Here is a 19130-nt window from a genome sequence, read left to right as displayed (position 1 = left end):
CAGGCCTTTAGTGTTGTACACAGAAGGCCTACCTGCCAGTTAATCCACTTGCGATTGCTTGTGTAGTACGGCCAGTTTTCCCTGATCAATCAGTACAAGGTCTTTCAGCTTGTAGGGCGGTTGCAGATTACTTTTCTCAAGTATGCTCTCGTCATAGGCAAGGTCGATACTTTGCCCACCAGCCTCAAGCCAGTAAGCTGAATGACTGCGCATAATGGAGACCAGATTCCCTTCGGCATTGGTGCCGTAAATAGAACCTCTTAAACCGTAGCGCCCTTCTTTGGAAACATTCAGGTTGATGGTTGCTGCTACACCGGCAGTCATAACCGGGATGATGTTTTCGAATTTGGCGGTCTGCGAAGCAAGCGAGAAAGGCAATTTTGCAGAACGCCTTACCAACTGATCTTCTTCACCGGCAGTCACATTCAGAAATAGCTCGTACAGTTCACCGGGAGTCAGAGATTGAATGTTGGAAGGGAGCAGTGTTTGCCACTGACCCTGGTTGTTTTCCAGAAGGCTCAAATCGTAAATCTGCCCGGAAGGACTCACAAGATAAGCTTGGTACTCGGCATCAATGATGGGTTGTTTTTCTTTTTTGATCAACGCATCAAAGTTAAAGGTTTCTCCGGCAAACAGAGTCAGGTCTTTGGTTGACAGGTGAAGAATCTGGTCACTGCCTTTTTCCTTCACATTGATAACGTAATAGTCATCCCCAACAAGCCTTTGAGATGATCTGAGTTCAAATCGGCCAGTTCCTGCTTTTGGATTAAAACGAAAGGCTGAGGAGCCTTGAAAGATATTAGTGCTGGATAATTGCTCTTCAGTGACAAGGCTTTCAATTGCTTTTTCCTGCTTCTCGAAGCCTTTATAGATTTCCAGCTCTTTGGGATTAATAGATATGGCACGTTTGGAGTTTTTAACCAGCGATGTAAGCCGAACCAATGCTCCTGGATGGCTGATATCCAGCTCAACACCTTTTGAAAGCTGTTCTCCGGAAACCCGAAACCAATACTCATCACTTTTGAGATTGATCTGTTGTTTCTGCGAACTTCCCTGCCAGAGTTCGCCATTACCCGGAAAACTTACATGAATGGTTTTCTTTTCATTAGTAACAGCTGGTGCCGGAGGTTGAGCTATATCTGTTGCAGTAACAGAGGTGGCTAAAGCCACCCCTGTAAAACTTACTGCACACAGAACCCAGCTCATTAGCTTTGAGTGTGCGGTAAGTATTTTCATAAGCTGGCCTGAATCTCGTTGCGCAGAATTTTGTCCAGGTTGAAGCAGGTACGACGGCTTTGCTGATGGCTGAGAGGTTCTTTACCTTTTGTTCTGCTCTTGTCGTAGAACCATACACTGCCAGCTCCCGCTTGTGAGGAGCAGTTCAGGAAACCGTCGGAACAGTTATCAAGCCAGTTCTGGGTAAATTCGAGCCCTACCTGACTGGCGTAACCACCGCAGTAACTGTCGCTATCCCAGATCGCTGACTCTACGTCTGAACCCACAACGGAGCGGAATGTATTCGGCAGACTTGGGCGGCCAGACGTTCCGTAGAGATACTGGGCGTTGTAGTTGGCCATCCAGCCTGTCTGCTGCATTTTTACAGCGTCTGTTCCATAGCCGAGAAAAGATCCAATCAACTGCTCAAACATGGAGCCCTGAGTTGCAGCGTTAGCCAGAGGTGTACCAAGGCTCGAAGGCGCAAGTGCAATCACCTGGCTGATAGCGTTGATAATTCCCGGATAACGGGAGTCGCTAGTGGGGTTCGACTGAATCCAGCGAATAACATTGCCGCCATTGGAGTGTGTTAACACAATCAAATTGGAAATGTTCTTCTGCTGAATAAAGCTGGTCAGTTGCCCTGCAAGACAACCAGCAGCGTCCGGATGCCACATGTACTGCTCAAAGTCGCAATTAACAACGGTGAAATTGCTGGCATTGGGCAGTCCCTGTTTTACTGAATTTATAAAACCGCCTGTCCAGTAATCATCGTAGGCATTGGTTTGTTTGCTGGTTCCGTGAACAAAGGCAATGCCTGTATTGGCATGCACGGAGAATGTAGCGAGTGTGAGAACACCTGCCAGTATCGAGAGTAGTTTTTTCATTCGTAAGTATCTTGGCTTGTTTTAATTTGGCCGCCTGGCAACAAACCGCTTATTCCCTTAAGCAGCGCCGAGTACTACAAATTTTGAAACTAGCAGTTGCCAGCAAAAGTACAAAAACTGAAAACGTTTTTTCTGGCATCTGTGATGAGAAGACAAATGTATCTGCTTGGATAACAAAGAAAATCAGAATTGTTGAGCTCCTGAACATATCAGGAACTCAATGGTAAATTATTCAGCAATTGGCTGTTTATGCAGCACAGCCAACTTACTTTGATCCATCAATACAAGTTCGCGAAGTTTGTAGGGTGGTTGCAAATTGCTTTTTTCAAGAAGGTTTTCATCATAAGCAAGGTCAATACTTTGCCCGCCAGCATCCAGCCAGTAAGCCGAATGGCTACGCATAATAGAGCGTAATTTCCCGTCTGCATCTGTACCGTATATTGTTCCCCGAAGTCCGTAGCGCCCTTCAGAAGAAACGCTCAGGTGAACAGTTGCGGCAGTGCCTCCACTCATCACAGGAATAACACTTTCTAATCTGGCCGTTGGTGATGCGATAGAAAAGGGAAGTTTGGTTGTTCGCCTGACTCTTTGTTCATTCTTACCGGAAGATGCGTTCAGGTAGAGTTCGTAAAGTTCTCCTGGAGTTGTAGCAGCAACTGTTGCCGGCAGCAGGGTTTGAATTTGTCCCTGGTCACCTTCTAAAAGGGTGAGGTTGTATGTCTGCCCATTCGGGCTAAGGAGATAAGCCTGATAGTCCACATCTTCGAGTGCGGTATTTTCCTGTTTGATCTGCGCATTAAAGCGCAGGGTATCACCAGCAAAAAGAGTCAGCTGGCTGGATGACATGTGCAGGATCTGATTACTGCCTTTCTCTTTTACATTAATAATGTATTGGTCGTCATCCACAAGGCGCTGAGTGGATTGCAGTTGCAGCTGGCCGGTTCCTGTTTTTTCATTTAAGCGAAAAGCTGCGGATCCCTGAAATATCGTACTGGCAGAAAGCTGCTCTTCCGTTACGATGCTGACAATGGCTTTTTTCTGATGTTGTTCCCCACGATAAACTTCCAGCTCTTCAGGGTTGATTGGAACCGAGCGCCCTCTGTCATTTTTCAGAGCAGTGATTCGTACTAATGCACCAGGATGGCTGATATCAAGATTCACACCTCGACTGAGATCCTCTCCTGAAATACGGAACCAGTATTCATCACTCTTCAGTTTGACTAAAGATTGTTCCTTGCTGGAACCACTCCAGAACTGTCCACTCTCAGGAAAGCTCATATGTATTGTGGCAGTTTCAGTTGTAATGATGGGCGAGGGTGGCTGGGCAATATCTGCAGCAGAAACAGAGGTGGCTAATGCCACCCCTGTCAGGCTTGCTGCACATAGAACTGCCTTTACAGTTTGTGCAGAGCAGGTTTTCATAGGCTGGCCTGAATCTCGCTGCGTAAAACAGTGTCCAGATTGAAACATTTTCGGCGGCTTTGATGATGGCTCAGAGGCTCGTTGCCTCTAGTCCGGGTTTTGTCGTAGAACAGTACACTGCCGGCCCCAGCCTGAGAGGAGCAGTTCAGGAACCCATCTGAACAGCTGTCTAGCCAGTTCTGGGTTGTTTCAAGAGCCAGTTGATACTGATAGCCGCCGCAGTAACTGTCAGAATCCCAGACTGCTGAATCAACATCTGAGCCCACTACATTTTTAAAAGGCTTGGGTAGTGAAGGTCTGCCAGCTGTTCCATAGAGGTTCTGTGCATTGTAGTTAGCCATCCAACCAACCTGTTGCTGTTTAACAGCATCAGAGCCATAACCAAGAAACTCGCCAAGAATCTGCTCAAAGTTATTGCCCTGATGAACGGCATCTGCAAGGGGCGTTCCCAGACTGGAAGGTGCCAGTGCAATTACCTGACTCAGAGAGTTAATAATCCCAGGGTAACGAGCATCCATCGTTGGGTTAGACTCGATCCAGCGCATCACATTACCGCCATTTGAGTGCGTGATAACGATAAGGTCGGTGATATTTTTCTGCTGGATAAAACTGGTCAGCTGACCCGCCAGACATCCAGCTGCGTCTTCGTGCCACATGAATTGGCCAAAGTCGCAGTTGGTAACCGTGAAATTGTTACCGTCAGGAAGAGCTTGCTTAACAGAGTTAACAAACTCGCCTGTCCAGTAATCATTGAAGGCGTCAGTGTTTTTGCCCGTGCCGTGAACAAAAGCAATACCAGTGTTGGCTTGAGCCGCCATAGAGGCGAGAGTCAGCGAACACGCCAGTGCAGGAAGTAGCTTTTTCATTGTAATTATTCTTGTGTGTCTTTTTTGTGTTTATTTTCATCGGTCTATTTGGCCGATGTGACGGAGGATGCTACACAAACTGCAAGTTTTGGTTGTTTTACAACCTGAAAAGTGTGAAATAGTTGTAGTTCTGTTTAAAAAATGAGCAGATTTGCCAGTCGGTATAAAAGATGAGGCCAATAATGAGCTCAAGATAAACGACTGGCTTACGGGGAAAGTTCGATGTTTAGGTCGGTTATTCAGTGGCAGAAAGATGCAACGCACCTTTAAAGTGACTGGTGAGGTCACCAGTGAATTCTTTCAGATCACTTTTTGGAAGTGAGAGGACAAGAGTCAGGCTGGCTCCGTATTCTGTACTCACAACAGCACCATTGTGTCGTTTAAGAATATGATTTACGCCATTCAACTGTTCATAACTGCACTCTAAGACGAGCTCAGACTGCGGGATTTTTATAGTTGTTTTAAGCTCATCGAGAGTCGAGCCAACACCACCGCCGTATGCGCGTACCAACCCTCCCGTTCCCAGCTTTATACCACCGGAATAACGTACGACAATGGCGCATATTTCCCCAATCTCGGAACCGCAAAGCCGGGCCAGTATGGGTTTTCCAGCAGTACCTGATGGCTCACCATCGTCGCTGAATCCCCACTGCTGAGCATCATTTGGTGGGCCCGCAACGAAAGCCCAACAGTGGTGTCTGGCATCTGGATGCTGCTGTCGAATCGACTGAATAAACTCCTGCGCTTTTTTCCGTCCACTGGTGTGAGCAATGTAGGTAATAAAGCGGCTTTTCTTAATGATTTCTTCTGTTTCAGCCAGTTTGGCTGGGATCAGGTAGGAGTCTGGTGTCATTGATGGCTTGGTGAATTTGAGGTTTGCAATAGAGTCAGCAGTAATAGCGCAACTGTAAATGATAACTGGAGTATTGTCTTAGACTTGGCTTGTTAGAGCAGCATGTTTACACCCACCAGATTACCGGGGTTTAAACTTGTCTGTTCCTGTTTACAGATGTGTGATCAAAAAGTAAGCAGGTATTTTCCTCTGGTGAGTTGAAAGGTAGGTAGTGACAATAAGTAAAAAGTACAGCTTTCCATGTTCAACTCGAAGTAAAAAATTAAAAGTCTATTGACTTGCAACAATCCCAATTTCAACTCTTTCAACTATAGTTGAGCGCAAATTGAGAACTGTCCTCGCTTGGCTCATTCGCACTGTTTGCATTGTTCTTCAACGAAAAATTATGCGGAATAGAGTCATATAGAAACCCGATATTCCTGTTGTTCAGGGTTTAAGGCTTAACCGATGATTGAAGATGCAGTAGCAGCCGTTCCCGAAGATGTTTCCTTGTGGCGTCGCGCCTTTAGCGATGACGATCGTAAAATTATCCGATCCATGGAAACAGTGGTAGACGGCATCGCCAGTGTTTTTGGTTCTTTCTGTGAAGTAGCCCTGCACTCACTGGAAGACCCTGCTCGTTCCGTTGTGAAAATTGCTAACGGCATAGCAACTGGTCGAGACGTTGATAGCCCAATTACCGAAGAAGCTCTGAAGCAGCTTCACGAAATTGCTTTGCAGGAAGGCAGTGATATTCGCCACGCCTGCAAAAAAACCCAGGATGGCCAGCTGTTCAAATCCACCAGTATGGTGATTCGTAACAGCAGCAGCCAGCCAGTGGGCATGTTGTGCATTAACATCAATATGAGTGTTCCGGCCAGTGACTTCCTGCAGGCATTCGTCCTTCAGGGAATGAACAACCCCCCTGTTGCCGGAAACTTCCCCTCCAGTGTTGATGATCTGGTGGAAAGTACAGTTGATCGCACAATCGCTGAAGTTAACAGCAATCAGCAGCTGTCTAACAAAGTGAAAAACAAGCACATCATTATGTCTTTATTTGATAAAGGCATTTTCGACATCAAAGAAAGTGTGCCAATGGTGGCAAGGAAACTGGGTGTCTCCCGACACACGGTTTATCTTTACATACGCCAGCGCAAGCTCGGAGAAGGCTGAGCTTTACTTAACAGCCAGCCTCCCCGGAATTCAGGTGGCTCAGATGGTGATCCTGTCTGAGCCTGAGTTAGTGGGTTATATACCGGATACCCGAGAGATCATGCATACCTTTTACGTTGCGCCAACACATTATGGTGTTGGTCTGACTTCTGTCTCCCTTGGACTCGTTCGCGCCCTCGACAAGCTGGGTTGTCGTGTACGTTTCTTCAAGCCTATCGCCCAGACCGAAATTGCCGGTCCTGAGCACTCTGTGGAAATGGCCCGCACAATTTCTCAGCAGCCAGCAGACCCTATCCCTTTCAGCCGTGCTGAAGACCTTCTGGGTGCCAACAAGCGCGATATCATGATGGAAGAGATCGTCAGCAGCTTTGACCGTGTTTGCAATGGTGCTGATGTTGTCATTGTTGAAGGTATGGTACCTACCCGCAATGCTCCTTACATGAGCCGCCTGAATGCTGAAATTTCTAAAAACCTGAACGCCAAAGTTATTCTGGTAGGTCAGGCTGAACAAGGTGAAAGCCTGAGTGATACCGTTGATCAGCTGAACATTGCTGCAGACAACTATGGTGGCCTGAACGGCAAGAACATTCTTGGCTACGTTCTGAACAAACTGAGCACTGAGGCTTTCGACGAGCTGGGTGGTGAAAATACCTGTAATGCCCTGCCAGGGCTGGAGAAAGTAGCTGCTCTTCCTCTGGGTTACATCCCATGGCGCAGCGAACTGTCGGCTGTTCGTACCAAAGATGTTGCGAATGATCTAAATGCTGAAATTCTGTTCGCTGGTGAACTTGCGAAGCGTCGTGTAACCAGCTGCGTGCTTTGTGCACGTACCGCTGCCAACATGAGCCACCTGCTCAAGCCTGGTGCTCTTGTTGTTGTTTCCGGTGACCGTGACGATGTGATTCTGGCTTCCTGTATGGCTGCGCAGAATGGCGTTCCTCTGGCTGGTCTGCTTATTACCGGTGGTGTTAAGCCTGCAGAAGGTATTCAGGCTTTGGTAGAGAAGTCTCTGGGTGAATCTGGCCTGCCAGTCATTATGGTGGAAGATGGCTCCTACAAAACGGCAACCCGCCTGGATCGCATGAGCTCGGCTGTACGTTCCGATGACCTGGAGCGTGTTGAGCAGGTGATGGAGGCAGTTTCTGACCACATTAATGTTGATGCTCTGCAAAGCCTGATCGCCACCACCAGCGAAAAGCGGCTGTCTCCCCCCGCGTTCCGCTACCAGCTGATGCGTCAGGCTCAGGCTGCTAACAAGCGTATTGTCCTGCCAGAAGGCGACGAGCCTCGTACTATTAAAGCTGCTGCTATCTGTCAGGAGCGTGGCATTGCAAACTGTGTACTGTTGGGTAATCCAGATACTATTCGCAGCATTGCAGACACACATGGTATTGAACTGCCTGAGGGCCTGGAGATCATGGACATGGACGCAGTACGTGGCCAGTACATCGATCCTATGGTTGAGCTGCGAAAGAGCAAGGGCCTGACAGCCCCTATGGCTGAAGCCCAACTGGAAGATACAGTTGTTCTCGGCACCATGATGCTGGCAGAAGACGATGTAGACGGTCTGGTATCCGGCGCTGTTCACACCACTGCTAACACCATCCGCCCTGCGTTCCAGCTTATCAAGACCAAGCCGGAGGCCAGCAACGTTTCTTCCATCTTCTTTATGCTGATGCCTGAACAGGTTCTGGTGTACGGCGACTGTGCCGTTAACCCTGATCCAACTGCTGAGCAGCTGGCTGATATCGCTATCCAGAGTGCTGACTCTGCAGCAGCATTTGGCGTTGAGCCTCGCGTTGCCATGATCAGCTACTCCACTGGTGCTTCCGGTATGGGTGCTGATGTTGAGAAGGTTCGTGAAGCAACCCGCATCGCTCAGGAACGTCGTCCAGATCTGGAAATCGATGGTCCTCTGCAGTACGACGCAGCATCTGTTGAATCTGTTGCCAGCAGCAAGGCTCCAGACAGCACCGTTGCCGGTCGTGCGACCGTGTTCGTCTTCCCTGACCTGAACACCGGTAACACCACTTACAAGGCTGTACAGCGCAGCGCCAACGTAGTGAGCGTTGGTCCTATGCTGCAGGGCCTGAACAAGCCTGTTAACGACCTGTCCCGTGGCGCTCTGGTAGACGACATTGTCTATACCATTGCCCTGACTGCGATCCAGGCCAAGGCTGAAGAAGACGCGAAGAGCGCATAAAACATTTTCAGTTACCGGGATGACCGGTGTCGGAAGCGGGAGGATGCTTCACGGCACTGGCGTTTTGGTGACTCGTTCCCTGACTTATGACGCTGCTATGACGGCGATCGAGGGCAAATACAATGACTACTGAAAACATCCGTGGCTGGGAAGGCTTCGTTGGCGGCGAGTGGAATAATTCCGTTAACGTTCGTGACTTCGTCCAGAAGAACTACACCCCATACGAAGGTGACGACAGCTTCCTGGCTGGCGCTACCGATGCTACCGACAAGCTGTGGGCTGACGTGCTGGAAGGTATCAAGGAAGAAAACCGCACTCACGCGCCGGTAGACTTCGACACCAAGATGCCTTCTACCATCATCAGTCACGATGCTGGTTATATCGACAAGGATCTGGAAACTGTTGTTGGTCTGCAGACTGAGAAGCCGCTGAAGCGTGCCATCATGCCAAACGGTGGTATCCGTATGGTTGAGGGTTCCTGCAAAGCTTACGGCCGTGAACTGGACGCAGATACCAACAAGATTTTCTCCGAGTATCGCAAGACTCACAACCAGGGTGTATTCGACGTTTACACCGCTGGCATCCGTGCTGCCCGTAAGTCCGGCGTTCTGACTGGTCTGCCAGACGCATACGGTCGTGGTCGTATCATCGGTGACTACCGTCGTGTTGCTCTGTATGGTATCGACTTCCTGATGAAGGACAAGGCTGCTCAGCACGCGTCTCTGGAAGAGAAGCTGACTTCCGGTGAAAACCTTGAAGACACCATCAAGCTGCGCGAAGAGATCTTCGACCAGTACCGTGCTCTGGGCGACATGAAGACCATGGCTGCCAAGTACGGTTTCGATATCTCCGGTCCCGCTACCAACTCGAAAGAAGCTGTTCAGTGGACTTACTTCGGCTACCTGGCTGCGGTTAAGAGCCAGAACGGTGCTGCTATGTCTCTGGGTCGTGTTTCTACCTTCCTGGACGTATACATCCAGCGTGATCTGGAAAACGGCACCATCACTGAAGCTGACGCTCAGGAATACATCGACCACTTCGTAATGAAGCTGCGTATGGTGCGTTTCCTCCGTACTCCTGAGTACGATGAGCTGTTCTCCGGCGACCCAATCTGGGCCACTGAATCTGTTGCTGGTATGGGCATGGACGGTCGTACTCTGGTTTCCAAGACCAGCTTCCGTTTCCTGAACACCCTGTACACTATGGGCCCATCTCCTGAGCCAAACATCACTGTTCTGTGGTCTGAACAGCTGCCTCAGGGCTTCAAGGAATACTGTGCCAAGGTTTCCATCGACACCAGCTCCATCCAGTACGAAAACGACGACCTGATGCGTCCAGACATGGACAGCGATGACTACGCTATTGCATGCTGCGTATCTCCAATGGTTGTTGGTAAGCAGATGCAGTTCTTTGGCGCTCGCGCCAACCTGGGTAAAGCTCTGCTGTACGCCATCAATGGCGGTGTTGATGAGAAGCTGAAGACTCAGATCTCTCCTAAGGCTGACGCAATTACTGCTGACGTTCTGGGTTACGACGAAGTTATGGATAAGTTCGACAACGTAATGGACTGGCTGGCTGCTCAGTACGTTGCTGCTCTGAACTGCATCCACTACATGCACGACAAGTACAGCTACGAAGCTGCGCTGATGGCTCTGCATGACCGTGATGTATTCCGTACCATGGCTTGTGGTATCGCTGGTCTGTCTATCGCTGCTGACTCCCTGGCTGCTATCAAGTTCGCCGAAGTTAAGCCAGTACGTGATGAGAACGGCATCGCTGTTGACTTTGAAATCAACGGTGAATATCCAAAGTACGGTAACAACGACGACCGCGTTGACAGCATCGCCTGTGACCTGGTTGAGCGCTTCATGAAGAAGGTTGCGTCTCACAAGACTTACCGTGGCGCACTGCCTACTCAGTCTATCCTGACTATCACTTCCAATGTGGTATACGGTAAGAAGACTGGTAACACTCCAGACGGCCGTCGTGCTGGTCAGCCTTTCGGTCCTGGTGCTAACCCAATGCACGGTCGTGATACCAGCGGTGCTGTTGCATCCCTGAGCTCCGTTGCCAAGCTGCCATTTGAGTACGCGAAGGACGGTATCTCCTACACCTTCTCCATCGTGCCTAAGGCGCTGGGTAAGGACGACAACAGCCGTCAGAAGAACCTGGCTGGCCTGATGGACGGTTACTTCCACAACGAAGCAGAGCGTGAAGGTGGTCAGCACCTGAACGTGAACGTTATGAACAAGGAAATGCTGCAGGACGCAATGGAAAACCCTTCCAAGTATCCTTCTCTGACTATCCGTGTATCCGGTTACGCTGTGCGTTTCAACTCTCTGACTCGCGAACAGCAGATGGACGTTATTACCCGTACCTTTACTGAAACTATGTAAGGTATAGGCTCTGTCCTAAAGGAAAGCCGCTGAGTTTTCTCAGCGGCTTTTTTTGTGCTCGATAGGGTGAAATTTAAAAGTGAATTACTGAGGCCACTTCATTTCGCCCATCACAACTTTTGCGCTTAACTCAAGGTCGCCGGTGTTGCTGAAATCGGGGTAGAGCTTTTTCATTCGCTCAATCAGTTCTGCACTGTTATCTGACTGTGCTGCTTGCTGTTCAAAGGTTTGCACATAGCTGCGGGTAAACTCTATTGCAGACACATCCATTGGGCTTTCTCCAACAAAATGTCCGGGAACAATTGTTTCTGGATTCAGCGCTGTAATCATATCAAGAGTTTTCATCCAGCTCTGACGGGACTCAGGAGTCTGGTTGTCAGCCATCCACACATGCACGTTTTCATAGACAGGTACGCCGCCAGTAACGGTTTTCGCAGAGGGTATCCAAAGAACAGTATGGCTGGGGTCATGACTGTTTAGGCCGATAATTTCCACACTCTGGCCATCGACTGTGAACTTGGAGTCGCTAGAAATAACAGGAAGGTCCAGTCGTAATGGTGCATTTTCTTTTAGAATCGGTCCCCAGAACTTGAGCTTGGGCTCGGCAGAAGCTTGTACTTTTTTTACTGTGCTGGGAGTCGCATAAAACTTCACTCCTGGGAAATTATCAGCAATCAGGTCAAGGCCAAAGTAGAAGTCAGGGTCATAATGACTGATATAAACTGCGGTTAGTTTTTTGCCACTAGCCTGAATCTTGTTAATAACAGTCTGTGCATCATTACGCTGGAATTGGGCATCAACCCGTAAAACTTCACTTTCACCGCTGATCAAGCTGGACGACACAGGAAAAATACTGGCTTCTCCTGGATTAAATACATCAACTTTCAACGGTTGTACTGGAGCAGGCTGTGTTGCGACGCAGCCAGCCAGAATTCCAACTGAGAGAAGTGCTGTGGTTAGGGCCGGACGAATCTTATGCAACATTTCATGATCTCACGCTGTTTATTGTGAGTGGGATCGTATATTTCTTATTTCAGTGGAAAAACACTACTATCCGCATTGATTTGTTGCATCGATCGGTCTAATTAATGGATAGAGTGACAGCGGCACAGGTTTTCAAAACCATTGTTGAGCAAGGGAGTATGGCCTCAGCAGCCAACGCTTTGGGTATGTCCCGCTCAATGGTGACTCGCTATCTAGCCCAGATGGAAACCTGGGCTGGTACTCGTCTTCTCCACAGGTCGACTCGTTCTCTCAGTCTGATTCCTGCAGGAGAGCGAGTCTTCGAACGCAGCATACAGCTACTGGAACTGGCTGAAGATATTCCCGATATTGGGGAGGAAGTTAACCCAATACCTCACGGTCATGTTCGTATGGGGTGCTGCCATATGATTGCCCAGCATGTATTGGTATCGTTTTTGGAAACGTTCTTAACCGAATATCCGGAAGTTTCGGTTGAGCTGGTTGTGGGGGATCAGGTCTTCAACATGGTTGAAGAGAGAATTGATCTTGCTATCCGCATAACCAATGATCTTGATCCAAATGTCATAGCTCGCCCTTTAGGGGAGTGCCATTCTGTACTTTGCGCTTCTCCAGAGTACCTGAAAAAAGCAGGAACTCCCGGTTCACTGGATTTCTTAAAAAATCATAACTGCTTAACGTACTCGTACTTTAGAGGGCTTTGGTCTTTTAATAAGGGCAGCGAACACCAGACTGTTTCTGTGCAGGGTAACTTCAGTGCTAATGAATCTGAAGTACTGTTGAAGAGCGCTCTTTCCGGGATGGGAATAGCTTTTCTGCCTTACCGCAGTGTTAAGGAATACTTAAAGCGTGGAGAGTTGGCAGAACTTTTCCCTGATTGGAAGCCAAAGACTTTAGGAGTTTATGGCATCTATCGTTCCCGGAGACATCGTTCAACAGCGCTTCAAGTCTTAATTGATGCACTAGTGTGGCACTTTGATGGGGTTGATATATAGCTGCAGTGCTGAATAAGTTTTCACCCTGTAAAACAGCGTTAGCACCACGAACCAGTTAGTCAGGCACTATGAGCAATGCAAAAAAAACCTTCATTTGCGTTAACGTAGATACCCATACCTTTACTGAAACTATGTCAGGTACAGGCTTTGTCCTAAGGAAAAGGTCGCTGATAATTTTGTTTAAGTGCTTAACGGCCTTTTTTTTGGATGTCCTGCTCCATTGAAAATAAAAACGCTTCTATATCGTCGTTCGAGGCGGGGGATCGAATGAGAGACTCGACTTCAACCCTGATTGCCCGATCATTGAAGATAAACGGAAAGCGATAGATAGATTCTTCAATATTCTTCGCTAACTCCTCGCCCTGAGATGTCGAAGCGTTTCGCAGCAGAACTCCAAACTCTCCGTCTTTCAGACGACCGATAGAGCTGTCCTGATCCAGCAGCATTCCTATCTCCAGGCCGGTGTGCTGGAGAACTCCTGCCATAACGGACTCTCCGTAATTCTTGTTGATATGATTCAGGTTTTTGATGTCAAAAATAATAACGGTGACAAGAGCATCATGATGGCAGTCATGATGGGCCAGAATAAGTTTGTCCAGCCAGACTCTGCGGGTCAGACTTTGAGTGAGAGGGTCATTGTCGTTCGGCGTTGAAAGCTGCTGCTTGAGTTGACGATTTTCCAGATAAAGCTTGTTGGCTTTGCCCATGAGAGCATTGTAAAACCTGACAAGATGACCGGTTTCATTTTGGGAATTGACCGGAATAGGTTGATCATAACGGCCCCTGGCGGAGTGTGCGTTCAAGTGATCCAGAACCTCCATCATGGGAGTGCGGACATTGTGCTCGGAGATATTAAGACCAACCACTTCATCCTCTTTGCTTGCTCTTATCGGCACGTACAGGCTTAGCAGCTTTAGAGACAGGTAAGCTCCACCAAACCCTAGGAGGCCAATAGAGAAGGCTCCAGCTATCTGCACGCCGAACTGCCTTATAAAGTCATAGAAGTCAGTGGCGACGAGAAGAGGGGCAAAGATTGCACTGAGAACTCCACAACCCAGATGGACTGGTATAGCGCCAACCACATCATCGATTTTAAGAGATTCCAGCCAGTTGCCGCTGGTAAACACAACAAAGCCAGCTGCTGTTCCGAGAACAATAGCGTGCATAGGTGTTATCAGGTGGCAGACAGCAGTACTGGCAACCAACCCTCCCAGACCGCAATTCAGCATAAACAATACATTGGCCCGGCCTGTTTGTGCATAGCTGATGCCCATGCCAGCCATCATGGCCGAACTTCCGGAAATTAGCGTGTTCAACCAAATTGCTGGGATTTTATCATCAAAAGTCTGGTGCCCTGCGCCATTAAAGCCCATCCAGGCGATCCAGAGAATGAGAGTGCCGAAGGCCACGTAAGGAATATTCTCAGGCCGGAAGGTGGCATCAGAAGAGTCACTCGTGTCGAAGCGGCCTGTACGGGGGCCGATCAGCTGAACGGCTGCCAAAGCGGCGGCCCCTCCCAATACATGAACAACGCAGGCACCTGAGAAGTCTATAAAACTTAGTTGATAGAGCCATCCACCTTGATTCCAGGCCCAGTGCCCGGCAAGAGGGAAAAGCAGTACTGCAACAACTGCAGCGCAAATAAGGTACGGGAGAAAGGTCATACGCTCTGCGACAGCTCCCGAAATAGCCGTTGCTGCTGTCGCACAGAAAAGGCCGTAGAGCATAATGCTTATTGCCAGATCAGAAGTCGGTGTTTCAAGCAGAAACCTCTGATAAAAATCAAATTCTGGCAGGCTGATAACACCCTCATAGCTTTCCCCAAACATCAGGCCATAGCCAATAAGGCTGAACATCAACAGTGTGACGCTCAGATCAACGGCGTTTTTCATCACAACATTAACGATGTTCTTGGAGCGAACATAGCCAGCTTCAAGGAGACAGAAGCCCAGCTGCATAAACAGAAGTGCCAGAATACATACCAGTAACCAGAGACTATCCATAGTCATCAGTCAGAGGTCTCATCAAATTGGTGATTACATCAGTGTAGGCAGCGTGGATAACTTATTCATTACGCCACTGTCATCCTCTCTTATCGGCCCCAGCTTGTTGCCATTTATTGGCTATTTTTATCTGGCAATATGTGGGGGACACGATGAAATTTGAAGGCAAGATAGCAAATCTGTACGACGAATTGATTGATAATGGCGCCAGCTATCTGGCTGTACGTGATATACCTGAGTATTTGAAACAGTATCTACCCCAAGGTGGTTTGGCTCTGGATTATGGCTGCGGTGCCGGCAATAGAACAGGCATGTTGAAAGGCTGCCGATTCTCAGTGGAAGGGGTGGATATCTCCCAGGATATGCTGGCCATTGCGAAAGAGAAAAATCCAGATACCCCATTCCAGCTTATGAACAAGGGGCACGTTCCGGCTCAAGATAATACCTATGATTTGGTCTTAAGTACTTTTGTGCTCCTTACTATTTCAGAGCGGAAAGAGTTTGATGATGTGATGCGTGAAAGCTTTCGGGTTCTTAAGCCTGGTGGTTTTCTTGTTATTGCAACATTGTCAGATAAAGCTTTTGATCCCTTTCGGAATTGGTACTTCTTTCAGAATCAGTGGAGTAAACCCCAGTCACCAGCTTGTGGGGATGTTGTGAAAATGCACATGGTGAATACTGAACTGACTTTCGATGATTGTTTTTGGCCGGAAGAAGAACATAGGCGTTCGTTGGAAGAGGCTGGTTTTACCATAGTGGAGCATCGCTTACCGCTGGGTTGTGAAAGTGATCCTTACAACTGGAAAGATGAAAGGCTTGCCTCGCCTTATGCGAATTATGTTTGCAGAAAAATATAATTCCAACATTCTGACAAAGATGGAGTTGAGTAGCCCGGAGAGCTAACTCCGGGCTGAACGCTATTAAGCGATAGGCTTCAAGCGTGCAGTAAAGTGCCGCAGAACAGGAGGTTCGTATTCAAACTCCAGACCCTTAATCTGTTCACTTCTTTGCGCAACCGCAATCAGTGCATCGGCGATGTAATCCATGTGATCGTTGGTGTATACACGACGAGGGATTGTCAGGCGTAGTAACTCCAGCGGAGAAGGCTTCTGCTCACCGGTTTCCGGATCACGACCCAATAGCAGAGAGCCAATTTCTACACCACGAACACCACTTTCTAGGTACAGCTCATTAGCCAAAGTGTGTGCAGGGAACTGATGGCCAGGAATATGTGGCAGCAATAACTTCGCATCTACAAACACGGCGTGACCGCCAGTTGGGTACTGAATAGGTACACCGCCTTCTCGCAAACGCTCACCCAGATATTCCACCTGACCAATGCGGTAGCTGAGGAACTCTTCATTGGTGCCCTCTTGCAGGCCAACCGCCAGAGCTTCCATATCACGGCCAGCCAAGCCGCCGTAAGTTACAAAACCTTCCATAGGTACGCAGCGAATCTGGCAGGATTGAAATAACTCTTTATCGTCGCGGATACAGAGCAAGCCACCAATGTTTACCATTGGGTCTTTTTTGGCAGACATGGTGAGCATATCGCCGTAGGAATACATCTCGCCGATGATTTCCTTAATGGTTTTATTCTCATAGCCAACTTCACGACGCTTGATAAACCAGGCGTTCTCGCAGAAACGGGCAGAATCAATAACTACAGGGATCTTGTTTTTGCGGGCAATGTCACTGGTCGCCTTGATATTCGCCATAGAGATTGGCTGGCCACCAGAGCTGTTGCAGGTGACAGTTATAATCACACCCGCAACATTTTCTGCGCCGTGTTGCTTAATGGTTTTCTCCAAAGCTGCCAGGTCAAAGTTGCCCTTCCAGTCGTAGTAAGACGTTGTATCCAGTGCTTCCGGAGTCAGGGTATTGATGGCTTTAGCACCACTTAACTCAACATGGCAGGCAGTTGTGTCGAAGTGGTAATTGGAAATGAAAACAGGCTTGTCGCTTTTGGCTCGCTCAATCAAACAAGGGAACAGGACCTGTTCGGCCCCCCGACCCTGATGGGTTGGAATAGTGTATTCATAACCAAACAGCTCTTTAACCTGCTTATCCACATTAAAGAAGTTACGGCTGCCTGCATAGGACTCATCGCCCATCATAAGCCCGGCCCACTGGCGATCACTCATGGCACCGGTGCCAGAATCGGTCAGCAGATCGATATAAACATCTTCACTTTTTAGCGCGAAGGGGTTGTAGCCAGCCTCAATCAAAGCCTTTTGCCGGTCTTCGAATGTGGTCATGCGAATGGGCTCAACCATTTTAATGCGGAAAGGTTCAGGGATACGCTTCATTTTGATTTCCATAAATTCAAAGTATCAGTAGTCCGCTGCCAAGTTCTGAATACAGTGAGGAGCAGCGCTGAATTGATAAGCTGGGTTTAGTCAGTCGATTGACTGGAAATCAAAAGTGCAGACGGAATGCCGCGCGGGACTCGTCGATGACGAACCACTTCACACTTGCATTAATATTGATGGGATTCTTGTGTCGCATGACCATTCTGTGAGCTTAGCCAGTACGCTAAAAATATAGTTGTGGTTATATTCTAGCGTACTGACTCAAGTCAAACAGCCCGTAGGCTGTGTCTAGGTTCTCTTAGTCTTCATCTGAGTCATCGGACTCATTCATTCCCAGATTAAAAGGTAGACTCATTGAAGATGAAATTTGAAAAAGAGAATTTCCCATGAAGATATGTCTTGTCATCCGAATTTGAATGCCAGGGGCGGACGATGATGGTGCTTGATTTAGCATTCCACCCATCAAAGCTCCCAGTAACAGGCGAGCATCGAGATGTGGCTCTTCATTATCTTCAGAGCTGGAACTGGCTTCAGGGTGTGATGGGGCTGCTGAGGCTTGTGGTGCAGGTGAAATCAGAGACTCAAGTTCTTTTAATCTTGTTTCATCCATTGCGGAAAGGCCGGAGATGGCTTTCAACCTTGGTGCGATGGTTGAGCTGCTCAGCATAGTCTTTTGCAAAACGGTTGTTCTTACTTCCGCTGCTTTTTGCACTTCTTCCTGCTCAGGACTGATCTTCCCCAACCGGCTGTAAAGACTTCTGATTTTAGGGTCAACAGCACTATCTACATCTGTTTGATTAAGAAACAGCATATTGATGAGCTCCTGGAAATCTATTTTGTAAGTCTCCAGAAGTTTTATAAATACTTTTGCCTCTCGGGATTGTGGCTGTTTCTCTGTCATCATGATGAGCAAACGTAGTGCATCTTTGGCTCCCGCGACTGTTGCCACACCATTCACTTGCACAGGGAGTTTTACACATTGATCAGAATGCTCTGTTTGTTTTTGTGGTGTTATGAAATATGTGCAGCCATGAAGTCCACAATGAGTTGAGTCTTCGTATTCACAGGTTGAACGATGCTGTTTCATGTACTCTTTCAAGTGGGTTTGAAGGGTGAAAGTACAACCTTTATTTGGGCAGGATGCGGTATGTGGCGTTTGGTCTTCGTGATAGGCAACTGCTTCTGCAAGTGAATCTGCCTGCTCTGAACTATTTAGCGTGAATGCTTGCTGACACTGGCTACAGTCGATTTGCATACCTTGAGCGTTTGGTGACAGTAATGCATCAAGAGGTTCACTTAACTCATCGATATTCTTCAAGGTGGGGAGTGGGCAGCTTATACATCTGTCTTTGGCATGAGTCGTGTTATTAAAGAAGCAGGCTGCACATGTACGAGGATGATCTGGGCAGCTTGTCTTGAACTGGGCAATGGCCTCATTTTTTGTACACTTGCTGCACGTGAGCATTTCCTCAGAAACATCACAAGCTTTCATACTGTATACAATGCCGCTGGGAGCTCTGTAGGTAACTTGCAGATCCGCCCTTTTGGAAGCGGTTGCAAGGCTGTGCCCTTCGGGCGGGAGGTGAGTTCTTTTACGTGAGCTATCTACCGGGCATGCCATTGGGTTTACCTCAAAGTTTATAATCAGAGACCCTAACTGGCAGCAAAATGAAGCTTTAGTTCTTATTTTGTTTGTAATAATGAACCTGTTGTTTTCTTTTTTCGTATATTTGGGCAATAACTTCTTAAGGCGCTAAGTAAGTTAATTAACCAAACGGAAAGCTGTGCTAACGAACGGCGTTTCTATAATTCCTATATCATAGAGAAGTGCGCAGATAGGGAGGC

The 19130-nt window shown here is 48.1% G+C and carries 14 protein-coding genes; 5 read left to right on the top strand and 9 right to left on the bottom strand.

Annotation, left to right across the window (positions count from 1 at the left end):
- Positions 1–39: 39 nt before the first annotated feature.
- The 5 genes from ACY2RR_RS22810 to ACY2RR_RS22790 form a co-directional block, all read right to left on the bottom strand.
- The gene (locus ACY2RR_RS22810) at positions 40–1236 is read right to left on the bottom strand and encodes a DUF4785 domain-containing protein (protein ID WP_490110501.1); all 1197 of its coding nucleotides are present in this window, start codon (positions 1234–1236) and stop codon (positions 40–42) included.
- Positions 1233–2102: a hypothetical protein gene (locus ACY2RR_RS22805; RefSeq protein ID WP_490110500.1), complete on the bottom strand. Its 870-nt coding sequence runs from the start codon at positions 2100–2102 to the stop codon at positions 1233–1235. Before ACY2RR_RS22805 ends, ACY2RR_RS22810 begins: the two co-directional genes overlap by 4 nt.
- Before the next feature lie 228 nt (positions 2103–2330).
- The gene (locus ACY2RR_RS22800) at positions 2331–3524 is read right to left on the bottom strand and encodes a DUF4785 domain-containing protein (protein ID WP_490110499.1); all 1194 of its coding nucleotides are present in this window, start codon (positions 3522–3524) and stop codon (positions 2331–2333) included.
- Positions 3521–4390, bottom strand: a complete 870-nt coding sequence (locus tag ACY2RR_RS22795) for a hypothetical protein (RefSeq protein WP_490110498.1) — start codon at positions 4388–4390, stop codon at positions 3521–3523. Before ACY2RR_RS22795 ends, ACY2RR_RS22800 begins: the two co-directional genes overlap by 4 nt.
- Positions 4391–4625: 235 nt before the next feature.
- Positions 4626–5243 (bottom strand): YigZ family protein, encoded by a 618-nt coding sequence (locus tag ACY2RR_RS22790; protein ID WP_490110497.1) that lies wholly within the window; start codon positions 5241–5243, stop codon positions 4626–4628.
- Positions 5244–5690: 447 nt separating this feature from the next.
- On the opposite strand from ACY2RR_RS22790, the gene ACY2RR_RS22785 reads away from it, so the two are divergent.
- From ACY2RR_RS22785 to pflB, 3 genes are all read left to right on the top strand, one after another.
- A complete protein-coding gene (locus ACY2RR_RS22785; RefSeq protein WP_490110496.1) occupies positions 5691–6395 on the top strand; it encodes a helix-turn-helix transcriptional regulator in 705 nt (234 codons plus the stop codon).
- Between the two features lie 43 nt (positions 6396–6438).
- The gene (gene pta, locus ACY2RR_RS22780; RefSeq protein WP_490110528.1) at positions 6439–8598 is read left to right on the top strand and encodes a phosphate acetyltransferase; all 2160 of its coding nucleotides are present in this window, start codon (positions 6439–6441) and stop codon (positions 8596–8598) included.
- Between the two features lie 122 nt (positions 8599–8720).
- Positions 8721–10994, top strand: coding sequence for a formate C-acetyltransferase (pflB, locus tag ACY2RR_RS22775; protein ID WP_490110495.1), 2274 nt, complete (start codon positions 8721–8723; stop codon positions 10992–10994).
- An 84-nt stretch (positions 10995–11078) separates the two neighbouring features.
- Here pflB and ACY2RR_RS22770 read toward each other — a convergent pair whose 3' ends face one another.
- On the bottom strand, positions 11079–11978 hold the full coding sequence (locus ACY2RR_RS22770) for an MBL fold metallo-hydrolase (RefSeq protein ID WP_490110494.1): 900 nt from the start codon (positions 11976–11978) through the stop codon (positions 11079–11081).
- A gap of 104 nt (positions 11979–12082) precedes the next feature.
- On the opposite strand from ACY2RR_RS22770, the gene ACY2RR_RS22765 reads away from it, so the two are divergent.
- Positions 12083–12970, top strand: a complete 888-nt coding sequence (locus tag ACY2RR_RS22765) for a LysR family transcriptional regulator (protein WP_490110493.1) — start codon at positions 12083–12085, stop codon at positions 12968–12970.
- Positions 12971–13158: 188 nt separating this feature from the next.
- Here ACY2RR_RS22765 and ACY2RR_RS22760 read toward each other — a convergent pair whose 3' ends face one another.
- Positions 13159–14979, bottom strand: coding sequence for a diguanylate cyclase domain-containing protein (locus tag ACY2RR_RS22760; RefSeq protein WP_490110492.1), 1821 nt, complete (start codon positions 14977–14979; stop codon positions 13159–13161).
- Positions 14980–15089: 110 nt separating this feature from the next.
- Here ACY2RR_RS22760 and ACY2RR_RS22755 point away from each other — a divergent pair, with 110 nt between their 5' ends.
- Positions 15090–15830, top strand: coding sequence for a class I SAM-dependent methyltransferase (locus ACY2RR_RS22755; protein WP_490110491.1), 741 nt, complete (start codon positions 15090–15092; stop codon positions 15828–15830).
- A gap of 63 nt (positions 15831–15893) precedes the next feature.
- Here the strand turns inward: ACY2RR_RS22755 and ACY2RR_RS22750 are convergent, their stop codons facing one another.
- Together ACY2RR_RS22750 and ACY2RR_RS22745 are read right to left on the bottom strand one after the other, a co-directional pair.
- The gene (locus ACY2RR_RS22750) at positions 15894–17282 is read right to left on the bottom strand and encodes a tryptophanase (RefSeq protein WP_490110490.1); all 1389 of its coding nucleotides are present in this window, start codon (positions 17280–17282) and stop codon (positions 15894–15896) included.
- Positions 17283–17583: 301 nt separating this feature from the next.
- Positions 17584–18603 (bottom strand): hypothetical protein, encoded by a 1020-nt coding sequence (locus ACY2RR_RS22745; protein WP_490110489.1) that lies wholly within the window; start codon positions 18601–18603, stop codon positions 17584–17586.
- Positions 18604–19130 lie beyond the last annotated feature (527 nt).

The organism is Parendozoicomonas sp. 2304DJ65-17, from assembly GCF_058148445.1.
The sequence above is the reverse complement of the archived record's forward strand: the minus strand, read 5'-3'. Positions and strand labels throughout refer to the sequence as shown.